A 14,999-nucleotide genomic window follows, 5' to 3' on the forward strand; every position below is an offset into this window, starting at 1 on the left:
ATTCAGGCCGTGACCCATGAGCGACACCGACCGTTCCACAACAAACGGCCTGACCTATGCCGACGCCGGCGTGGACATCGACGCCGGAGAGATGCTGGTCGAGCACATCAAGCCGCTGGCGAAATCCACCGCACGACCGGGATCGGAGCCGTCTCTAGGCGGCTTCGGCGCCCTGTTCGACCTGAAGGCGGCGGGGTTCGAGGACCCGCTGATCGTCACCACCACCGACGGCGTGGGCACCAAGTTGAAGATCGCCATCGAGACCGGCCGGCACGACGGCGTCGGGATCGACCTGGTCGCCATGTGCGTCAACGACCTGTTGGCTCAGGGCGCCGAGCCGCTGCTGTTCCTGGACTACTACGCCACGGGCAAGCTGGAGATCGACGCCGCGCGCCGGGTCGTCTCGGGCATCGCCGAAGGCTGCCGTCAGGCCGGATGCGCCCTGGTCGGCGGCGAAACGGCAGAGATGCCGGGCATGTACGGCGGCGGCGACTATGACCTGGCGGGCTTCAGTCTCGGCGCGGTCGAGCGGGGTCAGGCCCTGCCCTATCTGGACCGCCAATCGGCGGGCGACGTCATCATCGGCGTCGGCTCGTCGGGCCCGCACTCCAACGGCTACTCGCTGATCCGCAAGGTGGTGCAGAAGTCCGGACTGGCTTGGGGCGACGACGCCCCCTTCGCCATCGATCGTTCGCTGGCCCAGGCGCTGATGGAGCCGACGCGCATCTATGTGAAGTCGGTGCTGCCGCTGATGAAGGACGGCCTGGTCAAGGGCGCGGCGCATATCACCGGCGGCGGGCTGATCGAGAACCCGCCGCGCTGCATCGCCGAAGGGCTTGAGGCCGCCTTTGACTGGAGCGCCTGGCAGGCGCCGCCGGTGTTCCAGTGGCTGGCGGAGACGGGCGGCATCTCGGATCACGAGATGCGCCGGACCTTTAACTGCGGCGTCGGCTTTATCCTGATCGTGTCGCCCGAGAACGCCGAGCCGGTGCTGGAGGCGCTGCTGACCGCCGGCGAGATCGCCTTTGTCTGCGGACAGTTGCAAGCCGCCGCATGAGAAAGCGCCGGGTCGCCGTCCTGATCTCGGGTGCGGGCTCCAACATGGCGGCCCTGATCGACGCGGGTCTGGCCCCCGAAGCGGCGTTCGAGGTGGTGCTGGTCGTCTCCAACATCAAAGGCGCGGGCGGCCTGGCTGTGGCCGAGGCCAAGGGGGTCGCAGCTGTGGCCATTCCGCACGTGGCGTTCGCCAAGGACCGCGCGGCGCACGAACAAGCCATCGACGCAGCCCTCAAGGCTCATGACGTCGAGATGGTCGCGCTCGCCGGCTACATGCGGGTGCTGACGCCGTGGCTGGTCGGCGCCTGGCGCGGGCGGATGCTGAACATCCACCCCAGCCTGCTGCCGCTCTATCCCGGCCTCGACACCCACGCTCGCGCCATCGCCGCCGGCGACGCCGAGGCGGGCTGCACTGTGCATGGCGTGACCGAAGGCGTGGACGAGGGCCCGATCCTGGGCCAGGTGCGCGTGCCTGTCCTGCCCGACGATACGCCTTCGTCGCTGGCCGAGCGGGTCAAGACGGCGGAGCACCAGCTCTATTCGCGCGTGCTGCACGCGGTCTGCAACACCCTGGACTGACACGCACGAAAACGGCCCCGGAGAGAACTCCGGGGCCGCTTCGCTTCAGCCTCGAGGGCCGAGACGTCTTAGCGCGGGGTCGTCGCCGCGCCGGCCACGCCGCCGATGGCGGCACCGGCCACGGTCGAGCCGGTGTTGCCGCCCAGCACCTGGCCGGCGACAGCGCCGCCCAGGGCGCCGGTGGCCGCGCGTTGTTCCATGGTCTGTCCGCAGGCGGCCAGCAGGGCCACGACGCCAACGACGGGAGCGATCTTGATCAGGGTCTTCATGGTCAGTCTCCTTGGGGAGGATGAGTTCCGATAGCACCCAAACGAAATGGCCCGCCCCCGGTTCCGGCGGCGGGCCATATTGTCACGGTTGGCGAACCGCTCAGCCGACGATCTGGTCTTCGGTGAAGAACTGCTCGATCTCGATCTTGGCATTGTCCAGGCTGTCGGAGCCGTGCACCGAGTTCTCGCCGATCGACAGGGCGAACTGCTTGCGGATGGTGCCTTCTGCGGCCTGTTCCGGGTTGGTCGCGCCCATCACTTCGCGGTACTTGGCCACGGCGCCTTCGCCTTCCAGCACCTGCACCACGACCGGCTCAGCCGTCATCTGCGACACCAGTTCGCCGTAGAACGGGCGATCGGCGTGCACTTCGTAGAACTTCTTGGCTTGGGCGTCGGTCAGCTTGACGCGGCGCTGGGCGACGATGCGCAGGCCGGCGTCTTCGATCACGGCGTTGATCTTGCCGGTCAGGTTGCGACGCGTCGCGTCCGGCTTGATGATCGAGAAGGTGCGTTCGGTCATGGGGGTGACTTCTTGTTGGGAGATTGAGGGTCGCGGGCTTATAGCGACGCCCTCTCCGCTTTCCAATCCCGCCGCAAGGCCGCTGTCGACCCATGCTCCAGATTTCCAACCTCACCTACAACGCCTGGGGCCGCCAGTTCCTCGACGACGCCTCCGTTAGCCTGCCGCCCGGCGCCAAGGTCGGGCTGGTGGGTCGGAACGGCATCGGCAAGTCGACCCTGTTCAAGCTCATTCTGGGCGAACTGGCCGCCAACGGCGACGAAGTCAGCCTGCCCAAGACCGCCCGGATCGGTTCGGTCGATCAGGAGCACCCGGCGACGCCTGTCAGCGTGCTCGACACCATCCTGGAGGCCGACGTCGAGCGTCACTCGCTGATGACCCGGCTGGACACCGCCGAGCCGGAGGAGATGGGCGAGATCTGGATGCGGCTGATCGAGATCGACGCCGAGTCCGCGCCGTCCCGCGCCTCGGAAATCCTGGTCGGCCTCGGCTTCAGCCAGGAGGACATCCAGCGGCCCATGTCGCACTTCTCCGGCGGCTGGCGGATGCGGGTGGCGCTGGCCGCCGCCCTGTTCGCCGAGCCGGACATGCTGCTGCTCGACGAACCGACCAACTACCTCGACCTCGAAGGCGCGCTGTGGCTCGAGGCGCGGCTGAAGAAGTATCCGCACACCGCCCTGATCATCTCGCACGACCGCGAGATGCTGAACGAGGTCTGCACCCACATCCTGCACCTGTCGAACCGCAAGCTGGAACTCTACACCGGCAACTACGACGCCTTCGAGCAGCGCCGGGCCGAGAAGCTGCGGCTGCTGCAGGCGTCGCGCGCCAAGCAGGAGGCCGAGCGGGCGCACCTGCAGTCCTTCGTCGATCGCTTCAAGGCCAAGGCGTCCAAGGCCGCGCAGGCGCAGTCGCGCGTCAAGCGGCTGGCCAAGCTGCAGCCGGTCGAGCTGCCGCCCGAAGAACGCGTCGCGCCCTTTGTCCTCCCCTCCCCGCCGCGTCCCCTGCCGCCGCCGCTGATCCGGCTGGAGCGGGGCTCGGTCGGCTATGAGCCCGGCAAGCCGATCCTGCGCGGCCTGAACCTGCGCATGGACCTGGACGACCGCATCGGCCTGTTGGGCGTCAACGGCGCGGGCAAGTCGACCTTCGCCAAGATGATCGCAAAGGCCCTGCCCATCGAGGCGGGCGAGTTCCACCGCGACGGCAAGATGCGCGTGGGCTGGTTCCACCAGCATCAGATCGAGGCGATGGATCCGACGGACACGCCGCTGGAAATCATCCGCCGAGCCATGCCGGAAGCATCGGAAAGCAGCCGTCGCTCCAAACTGGCGCAGTTCGGCCTGCCGTTCGAGAAGCAGGAAACCAAGGTCGAGGCGCTGTCCGGCGGCGAACGGGCGCGCCTGCTGCTGAACCTGGTGGCGATGGATGCGCCGCACATCCTGATCCTCGACGAGCCCACCAACCACCTGGACATCGATAGTCGCCGCGCGCTGCTGGATGCGCTGAACGACTACAACGGCGCGGTGATCCTGATCACCCACGACCGCTCGCTGATGGAGCTGGTGGCCGACCGGCTGTGGCTGGCCGCTGACGGCTCGGTGAAGCCGTTCGACGGCGACATGGACGATTACGCCAAGTTCGTGCTCGACCGCGCCAAACAGGCCGGCATGAAGCCCAGCCAGGTCCGCGACGCGCCGGTGGTCGAAGCCGCGCCGATCGCGGCGTCCGCGCCCAAGGTCGAGAAGAAGAAGGGCGGCCCCTCCCCCTCCACCCTGCGTCACGCAGTCAGAAAGGCGGAGGAGCGCATGGCCGCGCTGACCGCCGACCTTGCCCGCATTGACGCCGATCTCGCCGACGCCGCGGCCCGGGATCCCAGGAAGCTGGAGGGCCTGACCCGCGCTCGAGGCAAGGCGCAGGCCGACCTGGACGCCGCCGAGGCGGACTGGGTCGCCGCGGAGGAAGCCTTGGCGGAAGTCGCCTAATGAAGCCCATCGTCTTCTCGCCAGAGGAACGCACGGCGGCGACCGCAAGCTTACGCGCCTACTTCCGCGACGAACTGGATCACGACCTGGCCCAACTGCCGGCCGAGATGCTGCTCGACTTCATCGGGCGGGAAATCGGCGGCGCCTTCTACAATCGCGGCGTCTACGACGCGCAGGCGGTGGTGCGGGCCAAGGCGGACGATGTGGTCGAGGCGCTCTATGCCCTGGAGCGCACGCGGCCTTGAGGCCGATCATTGCCGAAGCTTAATGCGGCGCCCGTGTGATCCGCCTTGTCGAACGCCGATCCGACAGCCAAGCTGGCTTCATGACCAGCAGCGCTCCCGTCATTGAGACCCATGGCCTGACCAAGACCTATGGGTCGGTCAGGGCGCTTGACGGGCTGACGCTCAGCATCCCACGCGGCGGCGTCTACGGCGTGCTGGGACCGAACGGCGCGGGCAAGTCGACGCTGTTCCGCACCCTGCTGGGCCTGATCCGGCCGACCGAGGGCAGCGCGACCATCATGGGCGGTCCGATCGGCGACGTGGCCGCGATGCGGCGCATGGGCTCGATGATCGAGACGCCGAGGTTCCCGCCCTACCTGACGGCGCGACAGGTGTTGCACTGGCTGGGACGGTCGCACGGCGGCGTCGCGGACGCCGACATCCGGCGGTGGCTGGAGCGGGTCGGCCTGACCGAAGCGGCCGATCGCAAGGTGCGCGGCTTTTCCGTCGGCATGCTGCAGCGGCTGGGGGTCGCCGCCGCCCTGATGACCAAACCCGACCTCGTCATCCTGGATGAGCCGACCAGCGGCATGGATCCCCCCGGTATCCAGGAGATGCGCGCGCTGATCCGCTCGCTGGCCGACATCGAGGGCGTGACCATCATCCTAGCCAGCCACCAGCTGCAGGAGGTGCAGCGCGTCTGCGACCGCGTCGCCATCTTCAACAAGGGCAAGGTCGTCGCCGAGGGCCGTGTTTCGGAACTGACGGCCTCGGGCGAGCGGCTGCGGCTGTCCGCCACGCCGCTCGCACGCGTCATGGCGGTGCTGGGCGAACGCGGGAGCCTGGACGGCGACGCCGTGTTGGCCTCTGTGCCACGCAGCGAAGCGCCTTCGCTCATTCGCGCGCTGGTCGAGGGCGGGATCGAGATCGACGAAGCGCGCTGGGTCGGCGCCGACCTGGAAAGCGTGTTCATGACCGAGACCGGCTGGACCGGCGTCAAGGAGCCCAACCATGCTGGCTGACGCCGCACGCGCCGAAGCCTATCGGCTGTCCAAGAACCGCATCCAGATCGGCCTGTCGGTCTTTCTGACGCCGTTGCTGTTCGTCTTGGGCGGCCTGTTCCTGCTGTGGCAGGCGCGGACGCAGGGCGGCGCGGCGGCGGCCGCCATGGGCCTCAATCCAGGATCGGCGAGCGCGCCGCTCAACCTCGCCGACACGTTGATCGCCAGCGCCGACAAAGGCGCCAACGGGCTGATGCTAGTGCTCATGCTTGTCGCCGCCGCCACCCTGTATGCCGGTGACTACCGGTGGGAGACCTGGCGACTGATCAGCGCGCGCAATGGCCGAACCTCGCTGCTGGGCGGGAAGTTGCTGGTCATGACGGGACTGGCGCTCGCCGGCATGGTGGTCTTCCAGATCGCCGGCCTGATCGTGGCCTTGGCGCAAGCCGCCATGTTCGAGCGATCCATAACTTTCGACATGAGCGCGGGCGCCCTTGGCGATCTGGTCCTGACGTGGCTGCTTTCCTGGCTCCGCATCGTCCAGTACGTCATGATCGCCTTGCTGACGGCGGTGGTCAGCCGTTCGCTGCTCGCCGCGCTGTTCGTGCCTTGGGCGCTGGGTTTCGTCCAGACGCTGCTCGGTCAACTGGGACCGGCGGTGTTCGGCTGGGAGCCGCAGGGCTGGACCATGCACCTCCTGCTGCCCGGACATGCCTATGACGCGCTGAAGACGCTGGTCGTTCCGCCAGCAGGGCCTGTTCCGGGTCCGGCTCCGGCTCTGTGGCCGGCGCTGACCAGCTTGGTGCTCTGGACCCTGCTTCCGCTGCTCGCCGCCCTGGCCTGGTTCAGGCGGCAGGACCTGGCGAAGGAATAGCCGCCAGCCGCTTTTCCATGAACACGTCCGCCCGCGCATAGGGGGTCGGACGCGGCGGCAAGTGAACGAACCCTTCGCTTTCGTACAGCGCGATGGCCGGCTTGAGCGCGCTGTTGGTCTCCAGATACAGCCTCGCCGCGCCCGACGCTCGCGCCGCCGCCTCGCAGGCTTGCAGCAGTCGCCGGGCCAGGCCCTGCCCGCGCAGGCGGGGACTGACCGTCATCTTGGACACCTCGAAGCCGCCATCGATGCGGATCAGGGCGCAGCACCCGACCGGCTCTCCGGCGGCCTCCGCGATGAAGATGCGTCCGCCACCATCCAGAAACGCGGACTGCGGATCGCCGATCGCCTTGTCGTCCTTGGCCTCGATCACAAACCCGCCCTCGGTCAGCCAAGCCCTGTTCAGGGCCGCCCAGCCCGCCGCGTGACGCGGTTCGTAGTCGATGATGGTCAAGGTGTCGGCGGTCCTCATCACCGCCTCATGCCGCAATCGCGGACAAAGAAAAAGGGCGACCGGATCGCCCGGTCGCCCTCTTCAGATCGATCATCGCGTAAGCGAGGCTCAGGCCTCGTCGTCGCCTTCGTAGGCCATCACCGGACCCGAGTCCTGACCCTTGGCGTCAACGTCGCGATCGACGAATTCGATCACGGCCATCGGCGCATTGTCGCCGTGTCGGAAGCCGGCCTTCATGATGCGGATGTAGCCGCCGTTGCGCTCGGCGTAGCGGCTGCCCAGCGTGTCGAACAGCTTGCCGACCTGCGTCACGTCACGGACCTGGCTGATGGCCTGGCGACGCGCGTGCAGGTCGCCCTTCTTGGCCAGGGTGACCAGCTTCTCGACAAAGGGACGCAGTTCCTTGGCCTTGGGCAGGGTCGTCTTGATCTGCTCGTGCTTGATCAGCGAGGCGGCCATGTTGGCGAACATGGCGGTGCGGTGGCTGCTGGTGCGGCCGAGCTTGCGGTGGGCGGCGCCGTGGCGCATCGGGGTCTCTCCTACTCCGGCTCCGGTATCCCACCTCTTGGGGAACGCGGGACCTAGAACCGTAATCTTCTAACCGCCCCGGCTTTCTCCTTGGAGGAGACGGGCGGAGGGTTGAACTTAGATCTGGTCGTCGAACTTCTTGGCCAGATCTTCGATGTTTTCGGGCGGCCAGTTCGGCACGTCCATGCCGAGCGACAGACCCATGGAGGTCAGGACCTCCTTGATCTCGTTCAGCGACTTGCGGCCGAAGTTCGGGGTGCGAAGCATCTCGCCCTCGGTCTTCTGGATCAGGTCGCCGATGTAGACGATGTTGTCGTTCTTCAGGCAGTTGGCCGAACGGACCGAAAGCTCCAGCTCGTCCACCTTCTTCAGCAGGGCCGGGTTGAACGGCAGGTCCGGCTTGCCTTCGGAAGCCTCCACCGCCTTCTTCGGCTCGTCGAAGGTGATGAAGATCTGCAGTTGGTCCTGAAGGATGCGCGAGGCATAGGCCACGGCGTCCACCGGCGACACCGCGCCGTTGGTTTCCACTTCCAGCAGCAGCTTGTCGTAATCGAGCGACTGACCCTGGCGGGTCGGCTCGACGCGATAGGCGACGCGCTTGACCGGCGAATACAGGGCGTCGACGGCGATCAGGCCGATCGGCGCATCTTCGGGACGGTTGAACTCGGCCGCCACATAGCCCTTGCCGTTCTGCACGGTCAGTTCCATGCGGACCGAAGCGCCGTCGTCCAGGGTGCAGATGACGTGATCGGGGTTCAGCACCTCGATGTCGGCCGGGGCGTCGATCTGGCCGGCGGTCACAGGGCCGGGGCCCGTGGCGCGCAGGGTCATGCGCTTGGGGCCTTCGGCGTGCATGCGCAGCGCCAGCTGCTTGATGTTCAGCACGATGTCGACCACGTCCTCGCGCACGCCTTCCAGCGACGAGAATTCATGGACCACGCCGTCGATCTGGATGGCGGTCACCGCCGCGCCTTGCAGCGACGACAGCAGCACGCGACGCAGCGCGTTGCCGAGCGTCACGCCGAAACCGCGTTCCAGGGGCTCGGCCACCAGGCGCGCCTTGCGCTGGGCGTCGGAGCCGACCTCGATCTGCGGCTTCTCGGGACGGATCAGCTCTTGCCAGTTTCTTTCGATCATTTTGTCCCTCGAACGGGTTTCGCCGGTTTCCTGCCCTGTCGACGAGGCGGATGGAAACCGGCGGGAATAGGGGGCGGCGGCTAGAGCGGCTGCGTGTTTAGACGCGGCGACGCTTCGGCGGACGGCAGCCGTTGTGCGGCATCGGCGTGACGTCGCGGATCGTGGTGATCGTCAGGCCGACCGACTGCAGCGCGCGCAGCGCCGACTCGCGACCCGAACCAGGACCCGAGACGTTCACTTCCAGCGTCTTGACGCCGTGCTCCTGCGCCTTCTTGCCGGCGTCCTCGGCCGCCATCTGGGCGGCGTACGGCGTCGATTTGCGCGAGCCCTTGAACCCCATGTGACCGGCCGACGACCAGGAAATCGCATTTCCTTGCGCGTCGGTGATGGTCACCATGGTGTTGTTGAAGCTGGCGTTCACGTGAGCCACGCCCGACGTGATGTTCTTGCGTTCGCGGCGCTTAACGCGACCCGGTTCCTTGGCCATCGGTCAGCTCTTTCTCTTACTTCTTCTTGCCGGCGATCGGCTTGGCCGGACCCTTGCGGGTGCGGGCGTTCGTGTGCGTGCGCTGGCCGCGGACCGGCAGGCCCTTGCGGTGACGCAGGCCGCGATAGCAGGCCAGGTCCATCAGGCGCTTGATGTTCATCGAGGTCTCGCGGCGCAGGTCGCCCTCGACGGTGTGGTCGCGGTCGATCGTCTCGCGGATCTGCAGGACTTCGGCGTCCGACAGCTGGTTGACGCGACGGGCGGCCTCGATGCCGACCTTTTCGGTGATTTCCTTGGCGGCGGCCGGGCCGATGCCGTGGATGTACTGCAGCGCGATTTCGACGCGCTTGTTGGTCGGGATATTGACGCCTGCGATACGGGCCACGAAACTCTCCAGATGCGCGTTAGTCAGACGCAACAAACGCTCCGGTCAACAGACCAGGAGCGTGGGCGCCCTTCGCGGAAGGCCGTCCTTATAGCGGCGATTCACCGGACGTCAATGGCCTGTGATCCGCCTTCAGCGAAAGGACACCGTCAGGGTCACGCCCTCCCCCGCCTGCGCTCGGCCGCCTCGGGTCGGCGGATCGAACCGGAAGAAGCCGGCGGCCTGCAACGCCGCCACGCCGAAGCCTCGCCCGGGCGGCGTCTCACTGACGATGCTGCACTGTTCGAGCTGTCGATCCAGGCGGATCAGGCAATGAATGATGCCTTCGCCTGACGCGCGCCCGCCGAAGAGGCCGCCGCGCGCCTGCGCCGGATGCAGACGCGCCAACTCGGCATTGGATGGCCCCCGCACGAATCGCGGCCCGGTCGCACCCGCTCCTGGACCGTCGCCAGATCCAGTCCCCACGCCGGTCCCCTCGCCCTCGCCGCCCTGCCCCAGCCCCGGATCAACAGACGACTGGTCGGACACGCCCACCGTCAAGGCGGGTTCTGGCGCCGGCGTGCGCGGCGCCGGCAGTTCGGGCGGAGCCTCCGCCTGCGGGGGCACATGGACGACCGACGGCGCCGCCGGAGCGCCGCCACCGCTGGTGGGCGCAGGCTGAACTGGGGGCGGCAGGACAGGAGGTTGAGGCGGACGAACGAGCGCCACATCAATGGGCGTTGCGTCGGGCGAAGGCGCTGTCGCATCCCCCATCCGTCCGAACAAGACAAACAGGCCCAGATGCGCCAGCAGCACGCCTGCCCCGACCAGGGCATCCCGGCCTCGCCGAGAGTTCCGGAAGCGAACACCGTCTGAAATGGAGGGATTGATCGTGGACATCTCGGGCACCTAACGCCCGAAATCGGTCAACCGTCAGGCCTGAACGCTTGCCTCGTCCAGCGCGGCGTCGATCGCCTGCGCGACGGCGTCGATGGAACCCATGCCATCGACCTCGGTCAGCTTGCCCTGATGTTCGTAGTAGGGAACCAGCGGCGCCGTGTTGCGGTTGTAGGCGTCCAGCCGGACCTTGAAGGTCTCGGGATTATCGTCAGCGCGGCCTTGGTCGGCGTAACGCTTGGTGATCCGCTCCAGCAGGGCGGCGTCGTCGACCTTGAGGCGCACGACCCCGTCGATCCTGGCGCCGCGCTTTTCCAGCATGGCGTCCAGGGCCTCGGCTTGCGCGACTGTCCGAGGAAAGCCGTCAAAGATGGCGCCGCCGGCGGCCTCGGCCTCGGGCAGGCGGTCCTCGATCAGGGCGATCACGATCTCGTCGGACACCAGATCGCCGCGCGCCATGATGGCCTGGCATTCCACGCCCAGCGGCGAGCCCGAGGCAATCGCGGCGCGCAGCATGTCGCCGGTGGACAGCTGCACCATGCCGCGCTGCTCCACCAGCCGCTTGGCCTGGGTGCCCTTGCCCGCCGCGGGCGGTCCGAACAGGATCAGATTCAAGGCTCGCCCTCCCCCAGGCCGGTTCAGTCTTGGATCAGCGCCGCACGACGGCCGGACCGCGTCCACGTCCGCGCAGCTTGGCCTTCTTGATCAGCCCTTCGTACTGGTGCGCCAGCAGCTGGGACTGGATCTGCGCCACCGTGTCCATGGTCACCGAGACCACGATCAGGATGGAGGTGCCGCCGAAGTAGAGGCTGTTGCCCATCTGGGCGACCATGAACTCGGGCAGCAGGCAGACGGCGGTGATGTAGGCCGCGCCGATTACCGTCAGCCGGGTCAGCACATAGTCGAGATACTCAGCCGTGCGCTTGCCCGGCCGGATGCCCGGCAGGAAGCCGCCGTACTTGCGCAGGTTCTCGGCCGTGTCCTCCGGATTGAAGGTGATCGAGGTGTAGAAGAAGCAGAAGAAGATGATCAGCGCCGCATACAGCGCCATGAACAGCGGCTGACCGTGCGTCAGCTGGGCGGTGACCAGCGGCAGCCAGCTCATCCAGCTGGGCAGGTCCGCATTGGCCGTCATGGTGGCGACCGTGGTCGGCAGCATCAGCAGCGACGAGGCGAAGATCGGCGGAATGACGCCCGCGGTGTTGACCTTCAGCGGCAGGAACGAGCGTTCGCCGCCCGCCATGCGGTTGCCTTCCTGGCGCTTCGGATACTGGATCAGCAGACGACGCTGGGCCCGTTCCATGAAGACGATGAAGACCACGGTGGCGACAGCCAGCACGGCGATGAACAGAAGGGCGAAGGCCGACATCTGGCCTTGCTGAGCCAGGCCTAGCAGGCGCGCCACCGTGCCCGGCAGAACCGCGACGATGCCCGCGAAGATGATCAAGGAGATGCCGTTGCCGACGCCGCGCGCCGTCACCTGCTCGCCCAGCCACATCAGGAACATGGTGCCGCCCGTCAGGGTCACGACGGTCGAGACGATAAAGAAGACGCCCGGCTGATCGACCAGGCCGGCCTGGGCGTTCAGGCCCGCCGCGATGCCGAAGGACTGGGCCAGCGCCAGGAACACCGTCAGATAACGGGTGTACTGGTTCAGCTGCTTCCTGCCGCTTTCGCCACCTTCCTTGCGCAGCTTTTCCCACGGCGGATACACCGTGCCCATCAGCTGCACGATGATCGACGCCGAGATGTAGGGCATCACGTTCAGCGCGAAGATGGCCATGCGCTCGACCGCGCCGCCCGAGAACATGTTGAACATGTCCAGGATGCCGCGCGACTGATCCGGGTTCTGAAAGAACTGCAGGAAAGCCTGCGAGTTGATCCCCGGGATCGGCACATAGGTCCCGATGCGGTAGACCAGCAGCGCGCCCAGCGTGAACAGCAGGCGCTTGTGCAGCTCGGTCGCCTTGGCGAACGAGCCCATGTTCATGTTTGCGGCGAGTTGTTCAGCGGCCGAAGCCATTATGCGTCCCCACGACTCTAGAGCCGTCAGATAGGCGGAAAGCGGCGCTCTTGCGAGGCCGCTTTCGTTCTTTCGTCATCCCGATGTCAATATGGCCACGGTCGCGGCGACCGGGACGACGTGTGCGGATGTCAGGCCTGCGCGGCCGTGCGACGGGCGCGGGCCGAGACCTTGTTCTCGTCGCCGCGCGGCGCCTTGGGAGCCGGCGCCTTGCCCTTGGCGGCGTTGCGCTTCTCGACGCGAGCGGCGGCCTTGGCTTCGGCCTCGATGCGCTGCTGCGTCACCGAGCCGCCGGCGGCTTCAATCGCCTTGACCGCGCCGGCCGAGGCCGACCACACGACCAGGTTCAGCTTGGCCGACAGTTCGCCCGTGCCGAGCACGCGCACGCCGTCCTTGGCGCGGCGCAGCACGCCGGCGGCCACCAGGGCCTCGCCGTTGATCTCGGCCGACGCGTCCAGCTTGCCGCCGTCGACGGCTTCCTGGAGACGCCACAGGTTGACCTCGGCCAGCTTCAAGGCGTTCGGATTGTTGAAGCCGCGCTTGGGCATGCGCATGTACAGCGGCATCTGGCCGCCTTCAAAGCCCAGCAGCGACACGCCCGTGCGGGACTTCTGGCCCTTGACGCCGCGGCCGGAGGTCTTGCCCTTGCCCGAGCCCGGGCCGCGGCCGACCCGCATGCGCTTCTTGTGCGCGCCTTCGTTGTCGCGGATTTCGTTCAGTTTCATGTGCCTGATCCTTTCGGGTTCTAGCGCCCGCTGCAGGCAGCGGACTCGGCGTTCAAAAAGAAAGTGGCGAGTGGAGAGTGACGCGTAACGAGTCAAGAAAAATCGGCTGAACCGACCTCTACCTGCTCGTCACTCGCCGCCCGCCACTCGCCACTCCGCGTAGCGAAACAGTCTTACTTCTCGACCACTTCCACCAGGTGGTGGACCTTGGCGATCATGCCGCGCACCGAAGGAGTGTCCTCCAGCGTGGATTCGCGGCCCATGCGGTTCAGGCCCAGGCCCACCAGGGTGGCGCGCTGGTCGTTCTTGCGGCGGATCGGCGAGCCGGTCTGCTTGATGGTGACGGTGTTGTTCTCGGCCATGTCTATCAGCCCTCGATGGCTTCAGGCGCCGAGGCGCCGTCGTTGCGACGACCCATCAGGTCCGCGACCTTCTTGCCGCGCTTGGACGCGACCTGGCGGGGCGAAGACTGGACCTTCAGCGCTTCAAACGTCGCACGGATCATGTTGTAGGGGTTCGACGAGCCGGTCGACTTGCCCACGACGTCCTGGACGCCGAGGGTTTCGAGGACCGCGCGCATCGGACCGCCCGCGATGACGCCGGTCCCGGGAGGGGCCGCGCGCATCATGATCTTGCCGGCGCCCCAACGGCCGTTGCCGTCGTGGTGCAGGGTGCGGTTCTCGCGCAGCGGAACGCGGATCATCGTCTTCTTGGCTTCTTCGGTCGCCTTGCGGATGGCTTCCGGCACTTCGCGCGCCTTGCCGTGACCGAAGCCGACGCGGCCCTTGCCGTCGCCGACGACCATCAGGGCCGCGAACGAGAAGCGACGGCCGCCCTTCACGGTGGCGGCGACGCGGTTGATGTGCACCAGCTTCTCGACGATGTCCGACTCCGGACCATCGACGGGAGCGTTGCGGTTGTCACGACGGTTGCGATCGTTGCCGCCGCCGCCGCGTTGGGGTTGATGCGCCATGCTTCGCGTCCCTTAGAAGTTCAGGCCGGCTTCGCGCGCGGCGTCCGCCAGGGCCTTGACCCGGCCGTGATAGATGTAGCCGCCGCGGTCGAAGACCACCTCGGTGACGCCCTTCTCGATGGCCCGCTCGGCGATCAGCTTGCCGATCGCGGCAGCCGATGCGACGTCCGAGCCCTTGGAGCCCTTGCCGCCTTCCAGCGACGAGGCGGCCGCGACCGTCACGCCCTGGGCGTCGTCGATGACCTGGGCCGAGATGTTCTTGTCCGAGCGGTGCACCGAAAGGCGCAGACGGCCGTTGGCGACGGCCTTCAGGCGACGGCGGTTGCGCTCGGCGCGGCGCTTGGCTTGCTGTTGAAGAGAGAGAGCCATGACTTACTTCTTCTTGCCTTCCTTGCGGCGCACCGTCTCGCCCTGGTAGCGCACGCCCTTGCCCTTGTAGGGCTCCGGCGGACGCAGCTTGCGGATCACCGCGGCGATCTGGCCTACGGCCTGCTTGTCCGAGCCCGAGATCTTGATCTCGGTCTGCTTGGGCACCGCAAAGGTCACGCCGGCCGGCGGATCGATGTCCACCTCGTGCGAGAAGCCCAGCTGCAGCGACAGGGCTTGGCCCTTCATCGCTGCGCGGTAGCCCACGCCGACCAGTTCCAGCGTCTTGTCGAAGCCTTCGGTCACGCCGGTCACCATGTTGGCGACCAGGGTGCGCGACAGGCCCCACATGGCGTTGGCGCGTTGGCTGTCCGAGCGCGGGGTCAGCGACAGGCCGTCGCCGTCCTGCGCCACTTCGATCTCGTCGGCGACGGTCCAGGAGCGTTCGCCCTTGGGACCCTTCACCGTGATGGTCTGGCCGTCGAGCGTGACGTTCACGCCCTTCGGCACAGTGATGGTTTTCTTGCCGATACGGGACAT

Annotated in this window: 20 protein-coding genes and 1 pseudogene; 6 read left to right on the forward strand and 15 right to left on the reverse strand. The window is 67.3% G+C overall.

Annotation, left to right across the window (positions count from 1 at the left end):
* Positions 1 to 16 precede the first annotated feature (16 nt).
* Positions 17 to 1,057, forward strand: a complete 1,041-nt coding sequence (gene purM, locus KY493_RS07550) for a phosphoribosylformylglycinamidine cyclo-ligase (protein WP_219895785.1) — start codon at positions 17 to 19, stop codon at positions 1,055 to 1,057.
* Positions 1,054 to 1,635, forward strand: coding sequence for a phosphoribosylglycinamide formyltransferase (gene purN, locus KY493_RS07555; RefSeq protein WP_219895786.1), 582 nt, complete (start codon positions 1,054 to 1,056; stop codon positions 1,633 to 1,635). The genes purM and purN overlap by 4 nt, the downstream gene beginning before the upstream one ends.
* Positions 1,636 to 1,703: 68 nt before the next feature.
* Here purN and KY493_RS07560 read toward each other — a convergent pair whose 3' ends face one another.
* Both KY493_RS07560 and ndk read right to left on the reverse strand, forming a co-directional pair.
* Positions 1,704 to 1,904: a hypothetical protein gene (locus KY493_RS07560; RefSeq protein WP_219895787.1), complete on the reverse strand. Its 201-nt coding sequence runs from the start codon at positions 1,902 to 1,904 to the stop codon at positions 1,704 to 1,706.
* A 100-nt stretch (positions 1,905 to 2,004) separates the two neighbouring features.
* Entirely contained in the window at positions 2,005 to 2,424 is a 420-nt protein-coding gene (gene ndk, locus KY493_RS07565; protein WP_219895788.1) for a nucleoside-diphosphate kinase, read from the reverse strand.
* Between the two features lie 92 nt (positions 2,425 to 2,516).
* On the opposite strand from ndk, the gene KY493_RS07570 reads away from it, so the two are divergent.
* The 4 genes from KY493_RS07570 (at position 2,517) to KY493_RS07585 (ending at position 6,505) form a co-directional block, all read left to right on the forward strand.
* Complete coding sequence (locus tag KY493_RS07570) at positions 2,517 to 4,406, forward strand: ABC-F family ATP-binding cassette domain-containing protein (RefSeq protein ID WP_219895789.1); 1,890 nt, start codon at positions 2,517 to 2,519, stop codon at positions 4,404 to 4,406.
* Positions 4,406 to 4,651 carry a DUF2164 domain-containing protein gene (locus KY493_RS07575; protein WP_219895790.1) on the forward strand — a complete coding sequence of 82 codons (246 nt, stop codon included), beginning with the start codon at positions 4,406 to 4,408 and terminating at the stop codon, positions 4,649 to 4,651. Before KY493_RS07570 ends, KY493_RS07575 begins: the two co-directional genes overlap by 1 nt.
* 80 nt (positions 4,652 to 4,731) lie before the next feature.
* Positions 4,732 to 5,652, forward strand: coding sequence for an ABC transporter ATP-binding protein (locus KY493_RS07580; RefSeq protein WP_219895791.1), 921 nt, complete (start codon positions 4,732 to 4,734; stop codon positions 5,650 to 5,652).
* Complete coding sequence (locus KY493_RS07585; protein ID WP_219895792.1) at positions 5,642 to 6,505, forward strand: hypothetical protein; 864 nt, start codon at positions 5,642 to 5,644, stop codon at positions 6,503 to 6,505. Before KY493_RS07580 ends, KY493_RS07585 begins: the two co-directional genes overlap by 11 nt.
* On the opposite strand, the gene KY493_RS07590 is transcribed toward KY493_RS07585, so the two are convergent.
* The 13 genes and pseudogenes from KY493_RS07590 to rplF all read right to left on the reverse strand — a co-directional run bounded on the left by KY493_RS07590 (position 6,477) and on the right by rplF (position 14,999).
* Positions 6,477 to 6,977 (reverse strand): GNAT family N-acetyltransferase, encoded by a 501-nt coding sequence (locus tag KY493_RS07590; protein WP_219895793.1) that lies wholly within the window; start codon positions 6,975 to 6,977, stop codon positions 6,477 to 6,479. The genes KY493_RS07585 and KY493_RS07590 overlap by 29 nt on opposite strands.
* A gap of 90 nt (positions 6,978 to 7,067) precedes the next feature.
* The gene (rplQ, locus tag KY493_RS07595; protein ID WP_219895794.1) at positions 7,068 to 7,487 is read right to left on the reverse strand and encodes a 50S ribosomal protein L17; all 420 of its coding nucleotides are present in this window, start codon (positions 7,485 to 7,487) and stop codon (positions 7,068 to 7,070) included.
* Between the two features lie 117 nt (positions 7,488 to 7,604).
* The gene (locus KY493_RS07600; protein WP_219895795.1) at positions 7,605 to 8,624 is read right to left on the reverse strand and encodes a DNA-directed RNA polymerase subunit alpha; all 1,020 of its coding nucleotides are present in this window, start codon (positions 8,622 to 8,624) and stop codon (positions 7,605 to 7,607) included.
* A 97-nt stretch (positions 8,625 to 8,721) separates the two neighbouring features.
* Positions 8,722 to 9,111 (reverse strand): 30S ribosomal protein S11, encoded by a 390-nt coding sequence (gene rpsK, locus KY493_RS07605; protein WP_201100505.1) that lies wholly within the window; start codon positions 9,109 to 9,111, stop codon positions 8,722 to 8,724.
* Between the two features lie 16 nt (positions 9,112 to 9,127).
* Positions 9,128 to 9,496 (reverse strand): 30S ribosomal protein S13, encoded by a 369-nt coding sequence (rpsM, locus tag KY493_RS07610; protein WP_219895796.1) that lies wholly within the window; start codon positions 9,494 to 9,496, stop codon positions 9,128 to 9,130.
* Positions 9,497 to 9,628: 132 nt separating this feature from the next.
* Entirely contained in the window at positions 9,629 to 10,375 is a 747-nt protein-coding gene (locus tag KY493_RS07615) for an energy transducer TonB (protein ID WP_219895797.1), read from the reverse strand.
* A 33-nt stretch (positions 10,376 to 10,408) separates the two neighbouring features.
* Positions 10,409 to 10,987 carry an adenylate kinase gene (locus KY493_RS07620; protein WP_219895798.1) on the reverse strand — a complete coding sequence of 193 codons (579 nt, stop codon included), beginning with the start codon at positions 10,985 to 10,987 and terminating at the stop codon, positions 10,409 to 10,411.
* Positions 10,988 to 11,021: 34 nt separating this feature from the next.
* On the reverse strand, positions 11,022 to 12,395 hold the full coding sequence (gene secY / locus KY493_RS07625) for a preprotein translocase subunit SecY (protein ID WP_219895799.1): 1,374 nt from the start codon (positions 12,393 to 12,395) through the stop codon (positions 11,022 to 11,024).
* 284 nt (positions 12,396 to 12,679) lie between these two features.
* Positions 12,680 to 13,120, reverse strand: a pseudogene (rplO, locus tag KY493_RS07630) (50S ribosomal protein L15); the annotation flags it as partial.
* Between the two features lie 173 nt (positions 13,121 to 13,293).
* On the reverse strand, positions 13,294 to 13,482 hold the full coding sequence (gene rpmD / locus KY493_RS07635; RefSeq protein WP_219895801.1) for a 50S ribosomal protein L30: 189 nt from the start codon (positions 13,480 to 13,482) through the stop codon (positions 13,294 to 13,296).
* Positions 13,483 to 13,487: 5 nt separating this feature from the next.
* A complete protein-coding gene (gene rpsE, locus KY493_RS07640) occupies positions 13,488 to 14,093 on the reverse strand; it encodes a 30S ribosomal protein S5 (protein ID WP_219895802.1) in 606 nt (201 codons plus the stop codon).
* 12 nt (positions 14,094 to 14,105) lie between these two features.
* Positions 14,106 to 14,462 carry a 50S ribosomal protein L18 gene (gene rplR / locus KY493_RS07645; RefSeq protein WP_219895803.1) on the reverse strand — a complete coding sequence of 119 codons (357 nt, stop codon included), beginning with the start codon at positions 14,460 to 14,462 and terminating at the stop codon, positions 14,106 to 14,108.
* A 3-nt stretch (positions 14,463 to 14,465) separates the two neighbouring features.
* Entirely contained in the window at positions 14,466 to 14,999 is a 534-nt protein-coding gene (rplF, locus tag KY493_RS07650; protein ID WP_219895804.1) for a 50S ribosomal protein L6, read from the reverse strand.

Source organism: Brevundimonas sp. PAMC22021 (assembly GCF_019443405.1).
Classification (GTDB): domain Bacteria; phylum Pseudomonadota; class Alphaproteobacteria; order Caulobacterales; family Caulobacteraceae; genus Brevundimonas.

Bases quoted from the DNA above. Each gene is read 5' to 3' on its own strand.
- purM (WP_219895785.1), top strand. From the start codon at position 17: ATGAGCGACACCGACCGTTCCACAACAAACGGCCTGACCTATGCCGAC.
- purN (WP_219895786.1), top strand. From the start codon at position 1,054: ATGAGAAAGCGCCGGGTCGCCGTCCTGATCTCGGGTGCGGGCTCCAAC.
- KY493_RS07560 (WP_219895787.1), bottom strand. From the start codon at position 1,904: ATGAAGACCCTGATCAAGATCGCTCCCGTCGTTGGCGTCGTGGCCCTG.
- ndk (WP_219895788.1), bottom strand. From the start codon at position 2,424: ATGACCGAACGCACCTTCTCGATCATCAAGCCGGACGCGACGCGTCGC.
- KY493_RS07570 (WP_219895789.1), top strand. From the start codon at position 2,517: ATGCTCCAGATTTCCAACCTCACCTACAACGCCTGGGGCCGCCAGTTC.
- KY493_RS07575 (WP_219895790.1), top strand. From the start codon at position 4,406: ATGAAGCCCATCGTCTTCTCGCCAGAGGAACGCACGGCGGCGACCGCA.
- KY493_RS07580 (WP_219895791.1), top strand. From the start codon at position 4,732: ATGACCAGCAGCGCTCCCGTCATTGAGACCCATGGCCTGACCAAGACC.
- KY493_RS07585 (WP_219895792.1), top strand. From the start codon at position 5,642: ATGCTGGCTGACGCCGCACGCGCCGAAGCCTATCGGCTGTCCAAGAAC.
- KY493_RS07590 (WP_219895793.1), bottom strand. From the start codon at position 6,977: ATGAGGACCGCCGACACCTTGACCATCATCGACTACGAACCGCGTCAC.
- rplQ (WP_219895794.1), bottom strand. From the start codon at position 7,487: ATGCGCCACGGCGCCGCCCACCGCAAGCTCGGCCGCACCAGCAGCCAC.
- KY493_RS07600 (WP_219895795.1), bottom strand. From the start codon at position 8,624: ATGATCGAAAGAAACTGGCAAGAGCTGATCCGTCCCGAGAAGCCGCAG.
- rpsK (WP_201100505.1), bottom strand. From the start codon at position 9,111: ATGGCCAAGGAACCGGGTCGCGTTAAGCGCCGCGAACGCAAGAACATC.
- KY493_RS07615 (WP_219895797.1), bottom strand. From the start codon at position 10,375: ATGTCCACGATCAATCCCTCCATTTCAGACGGTGTTCGCTTCCGGAAC.
- secY (WP_219895799.1), bottom strand. From the start codon at position 12,395: ATGGCTTCGGCCGCTGAACAACTCGCCGCAAACATGAACATGGGCTCG.
- rpmD (WP_219895801.1), bottom strand. From the start codon at position 13,482: ATGGCCGAGAACAACACCGTCACCATCAAGCAGACCGGCTCGCCGATC.
- rpsE (WP_219895802.1), bottom strand. From the start codon at position 14,093: ATGGCGCATCAACCCCAACGCGGCGGCGGCGGCAACGATCGCAACCGT.
- rplR (WP_219895803.1), bottom strand. From the start codon at position 14,462: ATGGCTCTCTCTCTTCAACAGCAAGCCAAGCGCCGCGCCGAGCGCAAC.
- rplF (WP_219895804.1), bottom strand. From the start codon at position 14,999: ATGTCCCGTATCGGCAAGAAAACCATCACTGTGCCGAAGGGCGTGAAC.